The sequence below is a fragment of the Mesorhizobium sp. M0830 genome (assembly GCF_040319965.1).
Classification (GTDB): domain Bacteria; phylum Pseudomonadota; class Alphaproteobacteria; order Rhizobiales; family Rhizobiaceae; genus Mesorhizobium.
In genome coordinates, this window is record NZ_JAMYOR010000012.1 from 71,520 (window position 1) to 90,169 (window position 18,650).

17 protein-coding genes and 1 pseudogene are annotated in these 18,650 nt (G+C 63.9%); 8 read left to right on the forward strand and 10 right to left on the reverse strand.

All coding sequences use genetic code 11. The features are described 5' to 3' along the window. Positions 1-64: 64 nt before the first annotated feature. Positions 65-874 (reverse strand): transglutaminase-like domain-containing protein, encoded by an 810-nt coding sequence (locus tag NKI20_RS10080; protein ID WP_352601735.1) that lies wholly within the window; start codon positions 872-874, stop codon positions 65-67. 211 nt (positions 875-1,085) lie between these two features. On the opposite strand from NKI20_RS10080, the gene NKI20_RS10085 reads away from it, so the two are divergent. Together NKI20_RS10085 and sugE are read left to right on the forward strand one after the other, a co-directional pair. After that, positions 1,086-1,211 (forward strand): hypothetical protein, encoded by a 126-nt coding sequence (locus NKI20_RS10085; RefSeq protein WP_013528464.1) that lies wholly within the window; start codon positions 1,086-1,088, stop codon positions 1,209-1,211. 211 nt (positions 1,212-1,422) lie between these two features. After that, positions 1,423-1,737, forward strand: coding sequence for a quaternary ammonium compound efflux SMR transporter SugE (sugE, locus tag NKI20_RS10090; RefSeq protein ID WP_352601733.1), 315 nt, complete (start codon positions 1,423-1,425; stop codon positions 1,735-1,737). 81 nt (positions 1,738-1,818) lie between these two features. Here sugE and NKI20_RS10095 read toward each other — a convergent pair whose 3' ends face one another. Further along, positions 1,819-2,247 carry a DUF6481 family protein gene (locus tag NKI20_RS10095; protein ID WP_023761392.1) on the reverse strand — a complete coding sequence of 143 codons (429 nt, stop codon included), beginning with the start codon at positions 2,245-2,247 and terminating at the stop codon, positions 1,819-1,821. 314 nt (positions 2,248-2,561) lie between these two features. Between NKI20_RS10095 and NKI20_RS10100 the strand changes: the two genes are divergently transcribed. Beyond that, positions 2,562-3,626 (forward strand): LLM class flavin-dependent oxidoreductase, encoded by a 1,065-nt coding sequence (locus tag NKI20_RS10100; protein WP_352830188.1) that lies wholly within the window; start codon positions 2,562-2,564, stop codon positions 3,624-3,626. 65 nt (positions 3,627-3,691) lie between these two features. Here the strand turns inward: NKI20_RS10100 and NKI20_RS10105 are convergent. Next, positions 3,692-3,781, reverse strand: a pseudogene (locus tag NKI20_RS10105) (transcriptional regulator); the annotation flags it as partial. Between the two features lie 102 nt (positions 3,782-3,883). On the opposite strand from NKI20_RS10105, the gene NKI20_RS10110 reads away from it, so the two are divergent. Continuing rightward, the gene (locus NKI20_RS10110; protein ID WP_352601729.1) at positions 3,884-5,053 is read left to right on the forward strand and encodes an AI-2E family transporter; all 1,170 of its coding nucleotides are present in this window, start codon (positions 3,884-3,886) and stop codon (positions 5,051-5,053) included. A 67-nt stretch (positions 5,054-5,120) separates the two neighbouring features. Continuing rightward, positions 5,121-6,122 carry an LLM class flavin-dependent oxidoreductase gene (locus NKI20_RS10115; RefSeq protein ID WP_352830189.1) on the forward strand — a complete coding sequence of 334 codons (1,002 nt, stop codon included), beginning with the start codon at positions 5,121-5,123 and terminating at the stop codon, positions 6,120-6,122. A gap of 63 nt (positions 6,123-6,185) precedes the next feature. On the opposite strand, the gene NKI20_RS10120 is transcribed toward NKI20_RS10115, so the two are convergent. Then, the gene (locus tag NKI20_RS10120; RefSeq protein WP_352830191.1) at positions 6,186-7,205 is read right to left on the reverse strand and encodes a LacI family DNA-binding transcriptional regulator; all 1,020 of its coding nucleotides are present in this window, start codon (positions 7,203-7,205) and stop codon (positions 6,186-6,188) included. Positions 7,206-7,426: 221 nt separating this feature from the next. On the opposite strand from NKI20_RS10120, the gene NKI20_RS10125 reads away from it, so the two are divergent. The 3 genes from NKI20_RS10125 to NKI20_RS10135 are packed head-to-tail and all read left to right on the forward strand — an operon-like array spanning position 7,427 to position 11,288. Next, positions 7,427-9,010, forward strand: coding sequence for a sugar ABC transporter ATP-binding protein (locus NKI20_RS10125; protein ID WP_352830192.1), 1,584 nt, complete (start codon positions 7,427-7,429; stop codon positions 9,008-9,010). After that, entirely contained in the window at positions 9,007-10,323 is a 1,317-nt protein-coding gene (locus tag NKI20_RS10130) for an ABC transporter permease (RefSeq protein ID WP_352728331.1), read from the forward strand. Before NKI20_RS10125 ends, NKI20_RS10130 begins: the two co-directional genes overlap by 4 nt. Further along, positions 10,320-11,288 (forward strand): substrate-binding domain-containing protein, encoded by a 969-nt coding sequence (locus NKI20_RS10135; RefSeq protein ID WP_352830193.1) that lies wholly within the window; start codon positions 10,320-10,322, stop codon positions 11,286-11,288. Before NKI20_RS10130 ends, NKI20_RS10135 begins: the two co-directional genes overlap by 4 nt. Before the next feature lie 42 nt (positions 11,289-11,330). On the opposite strand, the gene NKI20_RS10140 is transcribed toward NKI20_RS10135, so the two are convergent. Genes NKI20_RS10140 through NKI20_RS10165 form a run of 6 tightly spaced genes read right to left on the reverse strand, consistent with a single transcriptional unit; the run spans position 11,331 to position 18,458 of the window. After that, positions 11,331-11,792 carry a MarR family winged helix-turn-helix transcriptional regulator gene (locus tag NKI20_RS10140; RefSeq protein WP_352830195.1) on the reverse strand — a complete coding sequence of 154 codons (462 nt, stop codon included), beginning with the start codon at positions 11,790-11,792 and terminating at the stop codon, positions 11,331-11,333. Further along, on the reverse strand, positions 11,789-12,373 hold the full coding sequence (locus tag NKI20_RS10145; RefSeq protein WP_352830198.1) for an amino acid synthesis family protein: 585 nt from the start codon (positions 12,371-12,373) through the stop codon (positions 11,789-11,791). Before NKI20_RS10145 ends, NKI20_RS10140 begins: the two co-directional genes overlap by 4 nt. Further along, a complete protein-coding gene (locus NKI20_RS10150; RefSeq protein WP_352830287.1) occupies positions 12,366-13,247 on the reverse strand; it encodes a UPF0280 family protein in 882 nt (293 codons plus the stop codon). Before NKI20_RS10150 ends, NKI20_RS10145 begins: the two co-directional genes overlap by 8 nt. Continuing rightward, positions 13,247-14,788 (reverse strand): 6-hydroxynicotinate reductase, encoded by a 1,542-nt coding sequence (locus tag NKI20_RS10155; RefSeq protein ID WP_352830201.1) that lies wholly within the window; start codon positions 14,786-14,788, stop codon positions 13,247-13,249. The genes NKI20_RS10150 and NKI20_RS10155 overlap by 1 nt, the downstream gene beginning before the upstream one ends. Beyond that, on the reverse strand, positions 14,785-17,580 hold the full coding sequence (locus NKI20_RS10160) for a molybdopterin-dependent oxidoreductase (protein ID WP_352830290.1): 2,796 nt from the start codon (positions 17,578-17,580) through the stop codon (positions 14,785-14,787). The genes NKI20_RS10155 and NKI20_RS10160 overlap by 4 nt, the downstream gene beginning before the upstream one ends. A gap of 17 nt (positions 17,581-17,597) precedes the next feature. Beyond that, positions 17,598-18,458, reverse strand: coding sequence for an FAD binding domain-containing protein (locus NKI20_RS10165; protein WP_352830203.1), 861 nt, complete (start codon positions 18,456-18,458; stop codon positions 17,598-17,600). Between the last annotated feature and the right edge of the window lie 192 nt (positions 18,459-18,650).

The following is an 18,650-nucleotide window of genomic DNA, read 5'->3' on the forward strand; positions in this document are numbered from 1 at the left end:
AGGCTCGTTCAAAGCTGGCGTGCGTCAAAGACAGTGCTGGACAGATTGGCCGGCAGGAAGCGGGCTAGTCGACGATCTCGCTGGTCCACACCTTGAACCCGGCGAGCGTGCCCGGCCCGAAAATATGGGTCAGCGGCACATCGGCGGCGTCACGGCCGGAGGCGATCAGGATGCGGCCGATGCGCGGTGCGTTGTTGCGCGGATCGAAGGCATGCCAACGGCCGCCGAGATAGACTTCCATCCAGGCGCAGAAATCCATGCTCGCCCATGGCTTTGGCATGCCGATGTCGCTGATGTAGCCGGTGCAGTAGCGCGTCGGGATGTTGAGTGCCCGGCAGAATGTGACGGCGAGATGCGCATAGTCTCGGCAGACACCGCTCTGTTCGCGGTAGGCCTCCGCAGCGCTACGTGTCGGCCGAGCATTGCCGTAGTTGAAGACGAGATGATTGTGGACGAAGTCGCAGACCGCCTGGACGCGTGGAATGCCGAGCGGCGTTTGCCCAAACAGCCGCCACGCTTCATCAGCCAGAAGGTCGCTCTCGCAAAATCGGCTGGGCAGCAGGAACAGCAGCGTGTCCGCCGGCAGGTCGCGCACCTCGTGCTGCCAGGCCATCAGGTCGCCCATCTCGAAGGTGCCGGGATCGCGGATCACCGCGTCGGTGCCGAAGGTGAAACGCCCGGGCGGCGCGACGAACCGGTTGCACCAGTTGCCGAAACTGTCGCGGTAGCTCTGGATGGGCACCGGCGGGTTGGAGATCAGGAAATCCGGCCGCTCGAGATCGGAGGCACGGGAATAGTGGACATTCAGCATCGCGATGAGCGGCGTTTCCTGCGGAAAGTCGAAGCTCATTTCGCAGCCGATGTGGATTCGCATTGTCGTCCTGACCGGCCTGCCTGACGATCACCCGGCGACGGCACGGTTGATGCTGCAGTGCGAAAATGACCATGGCACGGACCGCCAGAGTTTACGAGCAAATTAGAAACCGGTTGAAAGCGATCCGCTGACGGCGGCAGCAGTCGCTAACCCCTTGCAGTCGGGCGGTTCTCTTGTTTCACTTCGCTTCCCGCAATCGGAGGAACGAATCATGGCTAAAGGTGCGATGAAGGCAGGCAAGGAAGCCCGCAAGCCGAAGAAGGACGCCAAGAAACCCGCTCCCGCTCCGGCCCTGAAGGCGCCGCCTGTCAAGGCGATGAAGCTTAAGGACAAGTAGGTCCGGGCCATCCGCATTGGAATAGGATTACGACCGGCAACGTTGTTGCCGGTCGTTGCTGATCGAGCGCCCGAAATACCGATGTTGGCATGGCGGGGACGACCTCGCGCTACCCCAAATCCGGACGGGACGACCCGCCATTGCTTGATTGATTGATCGTCGGGCACCCGAAGATCGCTTTTCGGTCCGATGCTCTGATGGAGCGTTGTCGATGTCTTGGATTCTTCTCTTTTTTGCCGGCCTGTTCGAGATCGGCTGGGCAATCGGCCTCAAATACACCGATGGCTTTTCGAAGCTGGTGCCGACCGTGCTGACCGTTGCCTCCATGATCGTCAGCCTCGCCTTGCTCGGCCTGGCGCTGAAGACGCTGCCGGTGGGTACCGCCTATGCGGTGTGGACCGGCATCGGCACCGTCGGTACGGCACTGCTCGGCGTCTGGCTGCTCGGCGAGCCGGCCACGGCGATCAGGCTGGCCTGCATCGCGCTCATCGTCTGCGGCATCATGGGACTGAAGTTCGCCGCCTGACCGGAACGGCGGACAAACGCGTTCAGGGTCGCTGCAAGGCGACCCTGATTCTTGAAGCTGATTGCTTCGGCAGTTTTGAGGCTAGCGGGCGGAGAAGCCCGGAGGCGTCCTGCCGGTACGCTGCTTGCGCGCCGCATAACGCGCGTCGCGCTTGGCCTTGCGTTCGGCTTCGTCGGCCAGAAAACGGGCGATGCGCTCGTTCTCTTCGGATTCCCGAATCTTGGCCTCGGCCTGTGCGGCTTCCTCGGCGGCGATACGTGCTGCCTCGGCCGCCGCCTCGCGCTCGGCCTTCTCGACCGCTTCGCGTGCCAGCTTTTCCTGCTTCAGCCGGGCCTTTTCAGCCTCGCGGATTTCGCGGGCCGCTAGGATTGCCTTGCGTTCGGCCTGCCGCGCCAGCACTGCGGGATCATCCGCAGCCGGCTTTGCCTTGAAGCGCTCGAGGAGCGCCTTCTTTGCCTCGTTTGCGGCGTTGCGCCGCTCGAAAACGTCTTTTTCCCTGTAGATAGCCAAGTCCACTTCCCTGGAGTCAATTCGCGACGCTTACATACGCGCGAAAACCGAGAGTTCAAGCGCCAAAACGGCATGGCAGCCATGAAATTATTGGCTGTTGCAGCCGGGAGACGTCTTTTCGGCCGAAACCGGCATGCACTGTTCACCGTCCGCCCCTCTGGCGGCGCGACGGGTCGGTCGCTACGTCTAGAGCGATTCACCCGAAACGGTGAACCGCGCTTTCTCTCTGGTTTTGACGCAATTCCGGGCGGAAATCCGCCTCACACTTTTCCTGGGATTACTACGCGACCAACCCAACAGCAGGATGACACTTAATGGAACTCGGTCTCTACACCTTCGCCGACGTCAGCCCGCAGCCGGGTCCGGGCGCCATCGGCCCGCATGAGCGGCTGCGCAACCTGATCGAGGAGGTCGAACTGGCCGATCAGGTCGGTCTCGACGTCTTTGGCCTCGGCGAGCACCACCGGCCCGATTATGCGGCCTCAGCGCCGGTCGTAGCCCTGGCCGCAGCCGCCGAGCGCTCGAAGCGTATCAAGCTGACCAGCGCGGTCACCGTCCTGTCTTCCGATGATCCGGTGCGCGTCTTCCAGCAGTTCGCCACGCTCGATCTTCTGTCGGGCGGCCGCGCCGAGATCATGGCCGGACGCGGCTCGTTCATCGAATCCTTCCCGCTGTTCGGCTACAATCTCGAGGACTATGACGAGCTGTTTGCCGAAAAGCTCGACCTGCTGCTCGCCATCCGCGATAGCGTGAAGGTCACCTGGTCCGGCAATCTGCGCGCTCCGATCAACGATCGCGGCGTTTATCCCCGGCCCTTCCAGGACAGGCTGCCGGTCTGGATCGCCATTGGTGGCACGCCACAGTCTGCCGCCCGCGCTGGCGCACTCGGCCTGCCGCTGGCGCTCGCCATCATTGGCGGCGAGCCGGCACGGTTCGCGCCGCTGTTCGATCTCTACCACGAGGCCGCCAGGCGCGCCGGCAGCGAACCGGCTGATCTCGCCACCAGCATCAACGTGCATGGCTTTATCGGCGAAACGACCGAGCAGGCGGCCGACGATTTCTATGGACCCCAGGCGGAAGTGATGAACCGCATCGGCCGCGAGCGCGGCTGGGGTCCGACATCGCGGGCGCATTTCGACCAGTCGCGCGGTCCCAACGGCGCACTGTTCGTCGGCAGCCCCGAGCAGGTGGCCGAGAAGATCGTCGCCCAGCACAAGATCTTCGGCAACGACCGTTTCCTGCTGCAGATGGCGATCGGCACCATGCCGCATGCCAAGATCATGAAGGCGATCGAACTCTACGGCACCAGGGTGGCGCCGATCGTGCGCAAGGAAACGGCGAAATCCGCGCCGGCGCTGGCGGTGCCCGTCGAAAAGTAGGTCGGACCCGATCTCCCCTGACGAAACCAAGTGGAATGGCGGGCATGAAGCCGATCGCCACGGGGTACGTTCCAATATCGATCCATGACCATGGCCGGAAACGGCTCGTGCTGTCGCGACATGCGCTTAAAGGCAATGGTCATACCAGCCATCTCGGTGGAGCCCGGTTCACCTAACCCTGGAACCTGACCCCGTCACTCTGCGTTTCATGCAGGCAATCGCCGATCGCCGAGGGGCGCCCGGCTCAAGGGGCGAGCATGAAGACCGAACCCACTGCCTTGGGCGCAGGCGTTGCCGATGAGCCGAATTCGCGCGTCGCGGCTCACGCCGACATGCATCTGACGCGCTTACTGCTCGTCGGCATCTTCCTGTTCATGGCCATCTATGCGCTCTACTTCGCCCGCGCGTTCTTCATGCCGGTCATCCTGGCTTTTCTGCTGACGCTGACGCTGACGCCGATCGTCCGGCTGCTGCGCAAGCGCGGCATCCCCGAAGTGGTTTCGGCAACCGTGCTGGTACTGCTGTCGCTTTTCGTTTTCGCCAGTGCCGGCTATCTGCTCAGCGGTCCAGTCATCGAACTCATCAACAACACCTCGTCGATCGGCCAGCGGCTCACCGAACGGCTGGCGCAATTGCGGCGTCCGCTCGAGAAGATCATGCAGATTTCGCATCAGATCGAACAGCTGACCGAGACCTCGCAGGAGCCGGGCGTCCAGAAGGTGGCGGTGGCGCAGTCCGGCATTCTGTCGGCAGCGGCCAGCAACATCCTGTCGGCGGGAACAAGCCTCACCATAATCTTCGTACTGTCGCTGTTCCTGCTCGCCTCCGGCACGATGTTCTACGAGAAGATCATCCAGTCCTTCGCGCGTCTCAGCGAAAAGAAGCGGGCGCTGCGCGTCGTCTATGACGTGGAGCGGGAAATCTCGCACTATCTGCTCACTGTCACCATCATCAATGCCGGTCTCGGCGCCGTCATCGGCCTTGGCCTGTGGGCACTCGGCGTGCCCAACCCGCAAGTCTGGGGCATCACTGCCGCCATGCTCAACTTCCTGCCCTATGTCGGCGCGCTGTTGACCATCATGCTTGTCACGATCATGTCGCTGATCAGCTTCGACACCGTCTCCTACGCGCTACTGGCTCCGGCCTTCGTGTTGTTGTGCGATATCATCGAAGGCCAGTTCGTGACCCCGACGGTGGTCGGCCGCCGCCTCGAGATCAATGCCGTGGCGATCCTCATCGCCATCGCCTTCTGGTCGTGGCTGTGGGGCTTCGTCGGTGCCTTGATGGCGGTGCCGCTGCTGGTCGTCATCAAAGTGTTCTGCGATCATTTCGACGGCCTCAGCCATGTCGGCAATTTTCTCGCCGCACAACACACGGCTGTCATCGAGGACGAGGACGTCGCCGACACTGAAATTGCAAAAGGCTGATCAATATTTTTGAATTTGCAGGTCGCAGGGCGCTTCCTACATGCGGTCCTGACACAGGAAACCGTTCATGACCGACCTTTCCGTTCTCGACCTGTCGCCGATCGTCGAAGGCAGCGATGCCTCGCAATCGCTGGCCAATTCGCTTGATCTTGCCCGTCATGCCGAGCGGCTGGGCTACAAGCGCTTCTGGCTGGCCGAGCATCACAACATGCCAGGCATCGCCAGTGCGGCAACCGCGGTCGTCATTGCCCATGTTGCCGGCGGCACCAAGGCCATTCGTGTCGGCGCCGGCGGCATCATGCTGCCCAACCACGCGCCGCTGGTGATTGCCGAGCAGTTTGGCACGCTGGCCGCGTTGCATCCGGGCCGCATCGACCTCGGCCTCGGCCGGGCGCCCGGCACCGACATGGCCACGGCCCGCGCCTTGCGCCGCAATCTCGAGGCCGGGGTCGACAATTTCCCGCAGGATGTCATCGAACTGATGCGCTATTTCCAGCCGGCCGAGGAAGGTCAGCGCATCCGCGCCGTGCCTGGAGAGGGCCAGAACGTGCCGGTCTGGATTCTCGGCTCCAGCCTCTATGGTGCGCAGCTCGCTGCCATGCTCGGCCTGCCCTATGCCTTCGCCTCGCATTTCGCGCCGGCGGAACCCGATCACGCGCTGGACGTCTACCGCTCGCGCTTCCAGCCGTCGGAGCAGCTCGACAAGCCGCATGTCATGCTTGGCCTCAACGTCTTTGCCGCGCCCACCGACGCTGAGGCACGGTTGCTGTTCACGTCGTTGCAGCAGGCCTTCGTCAACCTTCGCACCGGTCGGGCCGGCCGACTGCCGCCACCTGTCGAGAACTATGAGCGCGATCTCGAGCCGATGGCCAAGACCATCCTCGGCCAGGCATTGTCCTGCGCCGTCGTCGGCTCCCCGGAAACGGTCCGGCAAGGCATCGACGCCTTCGTGCGCCGCACCGGTGCCGACGAGCTGATGGTCACAGCGCAGATATCAGATCATGCGTCGCGAGTGCGGTCGTTCGAGATCTTGGCCGAGGCGCATAAATCGCTATCGCAAGCTGCCTGACAATCCGCCTCGGCTAAGGGCGTACACCTTTCGCAACGTCCAGTGCCCGCCGACGCGCGAAAACTACGCGCTCACGCTCTGCGCCATCGCTCCCAGGGGGCGGCATGAATTGCGGATCATCAGCCGGCCTTTGAGCACCAGCTTGCGCGGCGGCGCGTCCCTGTTGCCGGCGAGACGGTCGAGCAAGAGGTTGGCCGCCTGCTCGCCGATCGCCTGCACCGGCTGGGCGACCGTGGTCAGCTGCGGCTGGAACACATCGGACCATGGAAAATCGTCGAAACAGGCGACCGAAATGTCTTCAGGACAGGACAGGCCGATGTCGCGGATCGCCTTCATGGTGCCGATCACCATCGGGTTGTTGGCCGAGAAGATCGCGCTTGGCCGATCGTGCGAGGAAAGCATCTGCATGGTGGCATTGTAGCCGTCGATCTCGTGGAAATTGCCGAAACGGATCAACTCCTCGGCGATCGGCAGGCCGGCGGCGTAAAGCGCCTCGCGATATCCCGTCATGCGGTCATGCATCGGCGAAATGTCAGACGTGCCGGTGATGTAACCAATGCGCCGATGGCCGAGATTGATCAGGTAGGTGATGGCGTCGAACACCGCGCGCTGGTTGTCGAGCACCACGGCATCGGTATCGACGCCTTTGCAGAGACGGTCGAGCAGCACGACCGGCACATTGGCGTCGTCGACAATCCGCTTGAGGATCGCGCCGTCGCCGACGCGCGCCACGATCAGCCCGTCGACCATGCGATCGAGCAGCAGCCTGATCTGGTCGTCCTGGGTGTTCAGGTCCTCGTCCGTGCAGCAAAGCATGACGGCATAGCCGGCCCGGTCGAAGGCCTGCTGGATGACCGAGACGACATCGGTGAAGAACGGGTTTGTGATGTGCGGCACGGTCAACCCGATGGTGCGGGTCGTGCCCATCTTCAGGCTGCGGGCGATCGCGTTGCGCTTGTAGCCGATATCGCGGATCGCCTGTTCGATGCGCTGGCTGAGTTCCGGGCTGACCGTTGCCGTGCCGTTGATCAGCGCCGACACCGTGGCGACCGATACACGCGCCGCTTCGGCGACGTGGAGCATGGTCGGCGCCGTGGATTTTCGCTTCCTAGTCCGCTTGAATGCTGTCATTTCGAAACGTTTCGCCACCCCTCTATGTGCTATATCTACGGAATTTTGCATTTTTTCGCAAGAATTGAAATATGTCGGCTCAGCATCATCAGATATCGGCTTGACATGATCGAAACGTTTAGATTAGCGTTTGGGTGAGATTTGACGAGGACGGAAGGGAGGCCGCCATTGTCATGGAGCACGCGAATTCCCTATCCCCGGAGCACAGTGCGGCGGATCGTTCGAACGTCGTTCTGAGCGCCGAGCATATTTCCAAGAGCTTCGGCGGCATCGCCGCCTTGGTCGATGTCCGCTTCGAACTGCGGCGCGGCGAAGTCCATGCCCTGATGGGCGAGAACGGCGCCGGCAAGTCGACGCTGATGAAGATCCTCTCCGGCGTCTACACCGGCTACGAAGGTAAGGTCAGCGTCGATGGCCGTCCCGTCAGCTTCTCCGGCGTGCGCGACGCCGAGGATGCCGGCATCGCCATCATCCACCAGGAACTCAACCTGGTGCCGGAACTCAGCGTCGCCGACAACATCTTCCTCGGGCGCGAGAAGCTGATCGCCGGGCTGATCGTCGACCGCAAGGCGAGCAGCCGCGCCGCAGATGCTTTGTTGCGGCGGCTCGGCATCGAACTCGATCCGCAAGCCCGCGTCGGTGCCTTGCGCGTCGGCGAGCAACAGCTGGTCGAGATCGCCAAGGCGCTGTCGATGTCGGCACGTATCCTGATCATGGACGAGCCGACTTCGGCGCTGTCGCCGGCCGAATGCCAGCGGTTGTTCCGCATCATTCGCCAGCTCGCCGACAGCGGAGTCGCCATTGTCTACATCTCGCACCGCATTGACGAGGTCATGCATCTGGCCAGCCGCGTTACCGTGTTTCGCGACGGGCGCCATGTACTGACCGAGCCGATGGGCAAGCTCGATGAAGACGCGATCATTTCCGCGATGGTCGGCCGCAACCTGCTCGCGTCCCCTGAGGGCGAGCGCGGCCCCAGTGGCAAGATCGTGCTCTCGGTCGAGAATCTGTCGCTGTCGAAGCCCGATGCCCATGGCTGGCGAACGGTGATCGACGGCGTCGGATTCGATCTTGCCGCCGGAGAAATCCTCGGCATTGGAGGGCTGCTCGGCTCTGGCCGCACCGAGATACTGGAAGCGATCTTCGGCTCGAGCGATGGCCGCACCGGTGGCGAAATCCAGGTCGACGGCAGGCCCGTGGATATCCGCTCGCCCCGCGACGCAAGGCGGCTGGGCATCGCACTGGTGACCGAGGACCGCAAGACGCAAGGCCTGCATCTGCAGGCCTCGATATCAGACAATGTCGCGTTGCCGCTGGTCGGGTCGCTGGCGCGCTTCGGCATCCGGTCGCTGGCCGGCGAGCAGGGGCTGGCGCGGCAGGCGGTCAAGTCGCTCGGCATCCGCTGCCAGGACATCGACCAGCCCGCCGGCACGCTGTCGGGAGGCAACCAGCAGAAGGTCGTCATCGGCAAATGGCTGGCGACCAGGCCAAGGGTGCTGTTGCTGGACGAGCCGACGCGCGGCATCGACGTCGGCGCCAAGCGCGAGATCTACGACCTGATCTTCAAACTGGCGCGCGACGGCCTCGCCATCGCCGTCATCAGTTCGGAACTGCCCGAGCTTCTGCATCTCTCCGACCGTATCCTGGTGATGGCCGATGGCCGCCAGACAGGCATTCTTTCCCGCGATGCGGCCAGCGAGGAGGCCATCATGCGGCTCGCCGCACCGCGTCGGACCATATCGAGACCAGCCGCATGACTGTCCTGAAACTCCTGTCCCAAACCAAGCTCTATTGGGGCCTGATCGCCATCTTCCTGATCGGCGTGCTGGGCTCGCCGATGAGTTCGAAAGGCAACAACATCTTCCTCTCCTACGGCAATCTGCTCGACGTGCTGCGCCAGGTCTCGACCACCGGGCTGATCGCCACCGGCATGACGGCGGTCATCATCACCGGCGGCATCGATCTCTCCGTCGGCTCGCTGATGGCCATTTGCTCGGTGGTCTGCGCCATGCTGCTGACCGTTCCAGGCGTGACGCCGGGCGTCGTGCTGGGCGTGCCGACCGTCGCCTTGGTGGCGCTTTGCCTTGGCTTCGTCGTCACCCGCTTCATCTTCCAGAACATTGCAAAATCCCGTGCCGGTGCCGATCTCGTCCGTGAGATCAGGCTCGACGGAATTCGCGGTCTGATCACGCCCGCCGTCGTCGGCGTGGTCCTGTGCAGCCTGTCGCTATGGTACCTGCTGCCGCAGATCGAGCCGAAATTCGGTGTGCTTGGCGTGTTGTTGGTCGCGCCGTGCGTCGGGTTGCTGTTCGGCGCGCTCAACGGCTTCATCATCGTTGCCGGACGGCTGCAGCCTTTCATCGTCACCCTGGCGATGATGGTGACGGCGCTCGGCATCGCCCGGCTGACCGCCGGCCAGAACAATGCGGTTCTGCCGGTCTATACCGGCTCGAACGCCACCGCCGATTTCGAGATGCTGCGATCGCTGGTGTTCGGCGTTATCCCGATGCCGGGCCTGTTCTTCCTCGGCGCCATCCTGATCTATGGCGCGGTGCTGCGCTTCACGCCGTTCGGCCGCTATGTCTATGCCATCGGCGGCAATGAGGAGGCGGCGCGCCTCTCCGGCATCGCAGCCGGCCGCGTCAAGATCGCCACCTATGCCATTTCCGGCCTGCTCGCTGGCATCGCCGCCGTGCTCTATGTCGCGCAGTACCGGCAAGGCAAGCCGGATGCCGGCGCCGGGCTGGAGCTGGACGCCATCGCCGCCGTCGTCATCGGCGGCACCAGCCTGATGGGCGGGCGCGGCAGCCTCACCGGCACGTTCTGCGGTGTGCTGATCTTCGGGCTGCTCTCCAATATCCTGCAGCTCCACAACATCAATTCGAACCTTCAGCTGGTGCTGAAGGGGATGATCATCATCGGCACCGTGCTCGTGCAGGAGCGCAATGCCGGTGATCTCCTGGCCTATCTGCGCCTGCCAGGCGGGCAAACGGCGCGCAAGGAAACGGCCGCGGCAAAGCGGCCGTCACAAGAGACATCGTCTCTCAATCTCGGAGGAAACAAAAAATGAAACGACGTGACATGCTGAAACTTGCCGCCATGACCGCGGCACTGCTGACCACCACCGCGCTGCTGACCAGCGGCAATGCCTTCGCCCAGGACAAGAAGTGGAAGATCGGCTTCTCCCAGGTGACGACCATCGAGCCCTGGCGCGCGCAATTCAACAAGGACATCCTGGCCGAAGCCGCCAAGCATCCCGAGGTCGAGCTGATCATCACCGACGGCGAGGACAAGACCGAAAAGCAGGTCGCCGATGTCGAGAACCTGATCCGTCAGGAGGTCGACGCGCTGTTGGTGTCGCCGAAGGAATCCGCCGGCCTTACCGGCGTCGTGCAGCAGGCGATCGACGCCAAGATCCCGGTCTTCGTGCTCGACCGCAATGTCGACACCAAGGACTACACCCAGTTCGTCGGCGGCGACAACGCGCTGATCGGCCGGGCGGCCGGCGAATATGCCGTCGAACTGCTCGGTGGCAAGGGCAAGGCATCAGGCAATGTCGTCGAGATCTGGGGCGGCATGGGCACCCAGCCGGCGCATGATCGCCATGACGGCTTCCATGAGTTCACCGACAAGGAACCGGGCATCAAATATCTGCTCGACCAGCAGTCGGGCGACTGGAAGCAGGACCAGGCCTACAATTTGATGGCCAATGCGCTGAAGAGCAACGAGAAGATCGATCTCGTCTATGGCCACAACGACCCGATGGCCTATGGCGCCTATCTCGCCGCCAAGGATGTCGGCCGCGAGAAGGACATCAAGTTCATCGGCATCGACGGTCTGCCCAACGAAGGCGTGCAGATGGTGAACAAGGGCGAACTGACCGCGACCTTCACCTATGTCACCCCCGGCGCCGAAGGCCTGCGCCAGGCGATCAAGTTCCTGAACGGCGAAAAGGTCGAAAAGACCATCACCTTGCCGACCGAGAAGATCACCAAGGAAAACGCCGCCAAGGTGCTGAAGGACAACGGCCTCTGATCTAAACTTCCTGCCGGGTGCTTTTGCGCCCGGCAGATCCGCCTACGCCAGCTTCGCCAGCAGTTTCATGAAGGTGGCGATCTCCTTGGCCGAGAGCGGCGCCAGTGTTTCCCTTGTGATCTCACGGGCCAGCGGGATCAGGCGCTCGATGGCGTCGCGGCCTTCCGCGGTCAGGTTGACCAGCAGCCGTCGCTTGTCGACCTCATGCTTGGAAAGCTCGACCAGACCGCGCGCCTTCAGCCGGTCGATGACACCCTTCACCGTCGCCGCATCCATGGCGATCAGCGTGCCGAGCTGGTTCTGCGAGGTCTCGCCGACGTCGCGCAGCTTGGCGAGCGCCGCGAATTGCGGCGGCGTCAGGTCGCCGATATGCGCGGCAAAGATCGAGACATGGCGCTGATGCGCCTTGCGCAGGATGAAGCCGACCTGCTCCTGCAAATGGTAATCCTGGTCGTCAGGCTCGTCGGACTCGACCAGCTTCAGCAGATTTTCCTCAGCACTCACCGCAGCCCGTCCCAGGCCTTGATATCCTTGGCGGCCAGGCCGCCCATGCGGTCGTGCACGCGCGGGCCGCAGGTCATGGCGAGGCAAAACAGGATCTCGTCGGGGCGCGGCCCGTCACTGATGCCGACTTCCATGGCGTCGAAATGGCTGCGCACATAGGCGGCGTTGATGTGGCCGAGCGGCACGTCGAGCCTTGAACCGAAAGCGCCGACCTTCTTCGCCGACGGCACGATCGCCTTGGCGTCGCCGAGCCGTTCGCGCATGGCGTAGCCGCCGGGCACATGCCAGAGCGCGCCGTGCTCGAGTTCGCCCGATGTGCCGACAATGGCGCCCTTGCCGTAACCGTCGATCTGTTTGACATCGCCGCCGAGTGCGGCGATCAGCCGGTCGGCGAGCAGCAGGCCGAGCGGCTTCAGATCATCCATGGCGCTCTGCAAATCCTCGACGTAGCGCCCGGCGAACGGGTTCTTCACCAGCGCCATGGCGGCGGCGCGGCGACGCGGCACTTTCGCGACCGGCCCGCCCTCGTGAAAGATCTCCTCGGTCAGAACCGCGATCTTGCGGATCGGAAACTCAGGCATGGGCAACTTCCTTCCCTGGACTTTTGTTGGGCGCGGCAAGCGCCATGGAACCACCGATGCGGGTCTGGCCGGCAAGGAAGAGCGCCGATGCGGCGATCAAGCCCCTGCGGCGGAAATCTTCGGCGACGGCAAGGCCGCTGTCCAGCGCCATGGCGATCTCCGCTGGAGAAAGCCGGCCGACCTCTTGCGTGACAAGCCTGTCGCCAAGGTCGCTGTCCGGCGCCAGATCGCGCGCCGGCACACGCCGGATAGCCTGATGATTGGCCAAGTCGACGGCGTTGGCGATCAGCGTCGCGGCGGCATCGGCTTCTGCTCCAGTGCGCGCCAGCACGGTCACCGCATCGGCAATGCCCAACGAAAACGAACGTCCGCGCCAGCCGCTGGTGGCAACGCCGCGCACACCATCCTCGACATGGACGACGATGCGGTCGGCGAGGCCGTGCCCGGTGCGGGCAATGGCAAGTGTCATCGACCGGCCGGCACCAAGATGGATCGCACTGTCGCCGCCATTGTTGACATAGGCACGGTCGAGCCTGCGTCCGACAAGCAGCGCATCAAGCATTTCGTCGGCTACCGAGCCGGCGACGGCGGCCATCGGCGTGATGAAGCTTTCGGCCAACGGCACCACAGCCGCTTCCATGCGCCGCGCTGTCGGACCGACGAAAGCGCGAGCCCGCAACGCGGCTGGGCGGCGCAGTTCGGGCAATTCCTCCACCAGCTCGGGCAGAATGGTCTGGAATCGTGCTACGGCTTGCTCATAGGCCAGACGGCATTCGCCCGCCTCGCCAAAGGCTTCGACGATAAGGTCGATCGGCCCGTGGTTGAGATGCAGCCGCTTGCCGTCCCGCAGCCAATGTACTTGCGGGCCTTCCATCACCCAGCCCCGTTCGACACAGCGCGGCGCAATTGCGCCAGCGGCGGCCATGGATTGCTGGCCGGCGCATCGGTGCCGCGTCGCGGATTGAGGTATTCGCCACCCCTAGCAACGATGTCCTCGACGCTACGGATCTCGGTCTCGTAACCGCCGAGCCTGACATAATCGTCACGGCGCAGGGTGAATTCGATCGGCGCAACAAGTGCGGGTGTCGGCACATAGCCGAAGGCGCCCTCCGGCACCCGCGTGACATCGACCATCAGCGTGATGCCGCCGCCCGGCCAGACATAGACCGGCGCGCCGCCGACCGTGACATAGGTAGTCAAGCCCTGCACGGAACGGGTCAGGTTGACCGGGTTTTCGGTGACGCCGGCGCGCAGCGAACCACCGGCGCCGCCGATGAACAGCACGGTACACAGCGCCGGCTCGCAATTGTCCTCGATCAGTTCGACCGATTTCTGCAGCCGTTCGGGAAATGGCTTCTGCACCGGCTTCAGCTCGTCGTCGAGCTCGTAATAGGCGAACTGCTCGCCGGTGGTCGAAACCATCAGCAGCGACAGGCCCGGCCGCGCGCCCTTCTTGGCATTCCATTCGCCGAGGATCGACAGCGGGTCGGATATGCTGGTGCCGCCCCAGCCGAGGCCGGGTTCGGAAACCTTGAAATAGCGGCCTGGCGTCGAGCGGCGGCCGATGATTTTTATGCCGGTGTCCTGCCAGCCCAGCACCTTGCCGGCCTGATGCTCCGAGACGACGCCGGTGATGTGGTCGTCGACCACCACCACCTCGTCGACCAGGCCGCGCCATTGCGTGGCGAACATGCCGATGGTGGCCGAGCCGCACCCGACACGCATGCGGTGTTCCTGCTTGCCGTCGATGACGGGCGGTTTGCCGGCTTCGACGATGATGGTGGCGCCGCCGTCGATGGCGAGTTCGACCGGCCTACGGTTGCACAGATTGAGCAGCGCGTCGCAGGTGGCGCGGCCTTCAGCCTTGGAGCCGCCGGTCAGATGATGCACGCCGCCAAGCGACAGCATCTGAGAGCCATATTCGCCTGTCGTGACATGGCCGATCGCTTCGCCTTGCGACCGCACCACAGCCGTTTCGGGTCCGATATGACGGTCGGTGTCGATCTTCACCTTGACGCCACAATAGGAGAAGATGCCCTCGGTGACGACCGTGACGAGATCGACCCCCTCGACCTCCTGGCTGACGATGAACGGCGCCGGCTTGTAGTCGGGGTAGGTCGTGCCGGCACCGATGGCAGTGACGAAGCGGCGGCCGGTGTTGATCAGTTCGCCGTCCCACGCCTCGCCCTCGGCGACGAACGGCACGATTGCGGCCCCGGTTTCCGCCGCATGATCGAGAATGGTCAGCGGGTCCATCCGCACGATCTTGCCGCCGACATTGCCGTAACGGTCGCAGGCGCCGGTGCGGCCATCGGCGATGTAGCACATCACCGGACAGGCATCGCAGCGGATCTTTTCCGCCACCAGCTTCTCGCCGGGATCGTGGGTTTCGAAGCGTTCGGCAAGCTCGCTCATCGGCGTGCCTCCTTTTCGCTAATGGCGGCGCGGATACGCGTCGGCGTCGCAGGAACCTTGGTGACTAGCACGCCGGTGGCGTGGCGGATGGCATTGAGGATCGCCGGCGCCGTCGGGATCAGCACATGCTCACCCAACCCCTTGGCGCCAAAGGGTCCTTCCGGATCCGGAACTTCTATCAGGATGGTCTCGATCGGCGGCACGTCGCCGATGGTCGGGATCAGATAGTCGTGCAGATTCTCGGTGCGGCCGGGAATATACTCCTCCATCAGCGCCATGCCGATGCCTTGCGCGATGCCGCCCTCGATCTGGCCTTCGACCAACAGCGGGTTGATCGCCTTGCCGACATCGTGCGCGGCGGTGATCTTGATCAGCTTCACCGTGCCGAGCTTGAGGTCGACCTCGAGTTCCGCGATCTGCGCGCCATAGCCATAGACCGCATAGGGCTTGCCCTGGCCCTTGGCGTCGAGCGGCAGCGTCGGCGGGTCGTAGGTCTCCTCGGCACGGAAGACGAAGCCTTCGGCATCCACGTCGAGCGAGGCGAGTTCGATACGGCGAGTGGCTTCACCTTCGCGGATAGCGATCGCCGGGCCGTCGAGTTGCAGCGATGCCTTTTCGGACACATTGGCGAAACGCAGGATCTTTTCGCGCAAGGCGCGGCCGGCCTTCTCTGCCGCCTTGCCGGTGACGAAGGTCTGGCGCGAGGCCGATGTCTTGCCGGCATCGGGAGTGATAGCCGTATCGCCGCTCTTCAGCTGGAATTTTTCCAACGGCAAGCCGAGCGCGTCGGCGCAGATCTGGGTGATGACCGTGTTCGAGCCTTGGCCGATATCGATGGCGCCCTGGTGCAGGATGACCGCGCCGTCTGCAGCGATGCCGACGCGAATGGTCGACGGATTGGGCAGCGAAGTGTTGCCGCAGCCGTACCAGCAGGACGCGATGCCAACGCCGCGCCTTCTATCCCTGTTGGCACTGTTGAACGCATCCGCGTCGGCTTTCGCGCGTGCCCAATGCGGCCGCAGCGATTCGAGGCATTCGGCGATGCCGACGCCTGAGTCCAGCCGCTGCCCGGTAACCGTTTCGGACCCGTTCCGAAGGCAGTTTCTCAGCCGAAAGTCGAGCCTATCCATGCCGAGCTTGCCGGCCAGCTCGTCATAGAGCGTCTCCTGCATGATCGTCGCCTGCGGCACACCGAAGCCGCGGAAGGCGCCCGAAATCGGCCCATGCGTGTGAATGGCCCGACCCTCGGCCCGATAGTTCGGCGTCGCATAGGGTCCGGACGCATGCACCGGGACGCGGTTGGCGACCGTCGGCCCCCAGCTTGCATAGGCGCCGGTGTTGAAATCGCCTTCGAAGATCATGCCGGTGACATGACCATCGGCATCGGCGCCGATGGTCGCTTTCATCTCGGCTGGATGGCGCTTGGTGGTCGAAATCATCGATTCGGTGCGGGTGTAGGCGAGTGCCGCCGGCCGCCCCGTCTTCAGCGCTACAAGACCGATCAGCGGCTGCAGCGAGACATCGAGTTTCGAGCCGAAACCGCCGCCCGTCGCCGTCGGCACGATGCGCACCTTGTCGACGGCAAGGCCGAGCACCTTCGCCGTCTCGTCGCGGTCCATATAAGGCGCCTGGGTGCAGGCGACGACCACCAGCGTATCGCCGTCCAGATACGCATAGCCGGCTTCCGGTTCGATATAGGCGTGCTCGACATAGGAGGTGTCGATGGCGCCGGAAACGATGAAGGCCGCGCCGGCGAGAGCCGCCTCGGGGTCACCGCGTTCGACGAAGCCGGCAGTAAGCAGGTTTGCCAGCCGGTTGTCATGAATGAGCTTGGCACCGCCGGCTCTCGCTTCGCACGGCTGCAGAAGATGCGGCAATTCGGTCCAGCGAACCGGAAAATCCGACATGTCTAGATCGAGGATCGCCTCGCGCTCGCCGGCAACGAGAGCTACCGCCTCGCCGCGCAGGCGAGCAAACTCTTCGGCCAACGCCGGCTGGTCGGCGAACGGCCCGATGACGCCGAAACAGTTCTTGCCGGGAATGTCGGCAGCCGTGAAGACACCGGCGATGCCGGGGTGTGCCTTCGCCCAGCCGTCGAGGTCACCGAAGGTGAAGCCAGCGTGATAATGCGGCGAGCGGACCACCAGCACGGCCAGCGCGTCGGCAGGGAAAGAATCGCCGCCGAATTTCTCACCGCCGGTAACTTTTGGCACGCCGTCGAGCCTGATAGGGGAGGAGCCGATCGCTTGGCCGGATTGAGGCAAGCGGAAATCGAGGCTTGCTGCCTGAAGGGAGGCATCCATGACCGCCGCGATGATCTTCCGGTAGCCGGTGCAGCGGCACAGAATCCCGCCCAGCGCGTCCTGCACCTCGGTCTCGGTCGGGTTAGGCTGCTTGTCCAGCAATGCCGTTGCCGCGACCAGCAGCGCTGGCGTGCAGATGCCGCACTGCGCCGCGCCGTGGGCAAGGAACGAGGCTTGCAGCGCCGACAGCCGGCCGTTGGCGAGGCCTTCAACGGTTGTAACCGACGTTCCGGCAGCGGACGCAACCGACATCAGGCAGGCGCAGACGGGATCGCCGTCGACCAGCACCGTGCAGGCACCGCAATCGCCGGCATCGCAGCCGACCTTGGTGCCGGTCAGCAGCAGTTCGTCGCGCAACACCGAGGACAGCCGGCGCAGCGGCGGTACGTTGACCGAGATCGCGTCGCCATTGACCTCGAAGGCGATATCGGCCCGTGCAGCACCGAAGCCAGGCAGGACGTTGCCCAGATCGGGCAGGGCTTCATTCATTTCAGGCTGAACTTGGCTCACGCCGCCACCTCGTCGCCGGTCGTCCATCCCACAGCCGCAAGCACGGCGCGGGCCACGATCTCGCGCACCGCATCGATCCGGTACTCGGCACTGCCGCGCACATCGGCGATCGGCGACAGTTCGCCCATCGGGGCGGACAGGATCGCATCGGCGAGTCCGTCGTCCGACGGGAGCCCGCGCAAGGCAGCCTCGACGCCAACAAGCCGCTTGGCCACCACCGAACAGGAGCCAGCGGCGACCGCGGCATCCGTAACCGTGCCGTTGTCGACGACCAGACGCGCTGCCACCATGGCGATGGAGATCACAAGGTAGCGCCGCGCGCCGAGCTTGACGAAAGCCGACGTGCCAGTGGTAGCGCCTTTCGGCACGCGAATGGCCGTCACCATCTCGCCTGGAAGCAAAGCCGTGCGGCGGTTGCCGAGAATGAAATCGTGCAGCGGCAGACGGCGTGTCGCAGCCACGGAACGCAGCTCGACCTCGGCATCGAGAACCATCAAAGCCGGCACACCATCGGCGGCAGGCGACGCGTTGCAGAGGTTGCCGGCGACGGAGGCGACATTCTGGATCTGCGCCGAGCCGACCTCTCGCGCCGCCTGTTTCAGCGCATCGAAGGCCGGCGGCAAGGGATGGCGAATGATATCGGTCCAGGTCGTACGCGCGCCGATGACGAAATGGCTGCCCGTCTCTGCAATGCCGCGCAGCGCCGCCAGGCCGTTGATGTCGAGGACATCGTCCCGGAACGGTTTGCTGCCCTGCGCCGGATAAAAATCGGTGCCGCCGGCAAGAATGCGCCAGGCGCCCTCGCCAAGCAAAGCGAGCGCTTCGTCGACCGAGGTGGGTTTCGCGTAACGGATCACGCCTTGCCTTCCAGAACAGAGGTCTTCCAGAACCGGTATTTCGAAAGATCCTTCCGGCATCGGCAACCGGGGGAATTCATTCGTATGCAAATGATATCAAGACGGCAGGAATTGTCAAAGCCGGAGTTTGCGACCACTCGATCGGCAAGCATTTCTTATACCTTGAGAGGTTGACGCCGCGGCCCTTCTGGT

Coding starts and splice junctions, on each gene's coding strand:
- NKI20_RS10080 (WP_352601735.1), bottom strand. CDS start 874: ATGCGAATCCACATCGGCTGCGAAATGAGCTTCGACTTTCCGCAGGAA.
- NKI20_RS10085 (WP_013528464.1), top strand. CDS start 1,086: ATGGCTAAAGGTGCGATGAAGGCAGGCAAGGAAGCCCGCAAGCCGAAG.
- sugE (WP_352601733.1), top strand. CDS start 1,423: ATGTCTTGGATTCTTCTCTTTTTTGCCGGCCTGTTCGAGATCGGCTGG.
- NKI20_RS10100 (WP_352830188.1), top strand. CDS start 2,562: ATGGAACTCGGTCTCTACACCTTCGCCGACGTCAGCCCGCAGCCGGGT.
- NKI20_RS10110 (WP_352601729.1), top strand. CDS start 3,884: ATGAAGACCGAACCCACTGCCTTGGGCGCAGGCGTTGCCGATGAGCCG.
- NKI20_RS10115 (WP_352830189.1), top strand. CDS start 5,121: ATGACCGACCTTTCCGTTCTCGACCTGTCGCCGATCGTCGAAGGCAGC.
- NKI20_RS10120 (WP_352830191.1), bottom strand. CDS start 7,205: ATGCTCCACGTCGCCGAAGCGGCGCGTGTATCGGTCGCCACGGTGTCG.
- NKI20_RS10125 (WP_352830192.1), top strand. CDS start 7,427: ATGGAGCACGCGAATTCCCTATCCCCGGAGCACAGTGCGGCGGATCGT.
- NKI20_RS10130 (WP_352728331.1), top strand. CDS start 9,007: ATGACTGTCCTGAAACTCCTGTCCCAAACCAAGCTCTATTGGGGCCTG.
- NKI20_RS10135 (WP_352830193.1), top strand. CDS start 10,320: ATGAAACGACGTGACATGCTGAAACTTGCCGCCATGACCGCGGCACTG.
- NKI20_RS10145 (WP_352830198.1), bottom strand. CDS start 12,373: ATGCCTGAGTTTCCGATCCGCAAGATCGCGGTTCTGACCGAGGAGATC.
- NKI20_RS10150 (WP_352830287.1), bottom strand. CDS start 13,247: ATGGAAGGCCCGCAAGTACATTGGCTGCGGGACGGCAAGCGGCTGCAT.
- NKI20_RS10155 (WP_352830201.1), bottom strand. CDS start 14,788: ATGAGCGAGCTTGCCGAACGCTTCGAAACCCACGATCCCGGCGAGAAG.
- NKI20_RS10160 (WP_352830290.1), bottom strand. CDS start 17,580: ATGAATGAAGCCCTGCCCGATCTGGGCAACGTCCTGCCTGGCTTCGGT.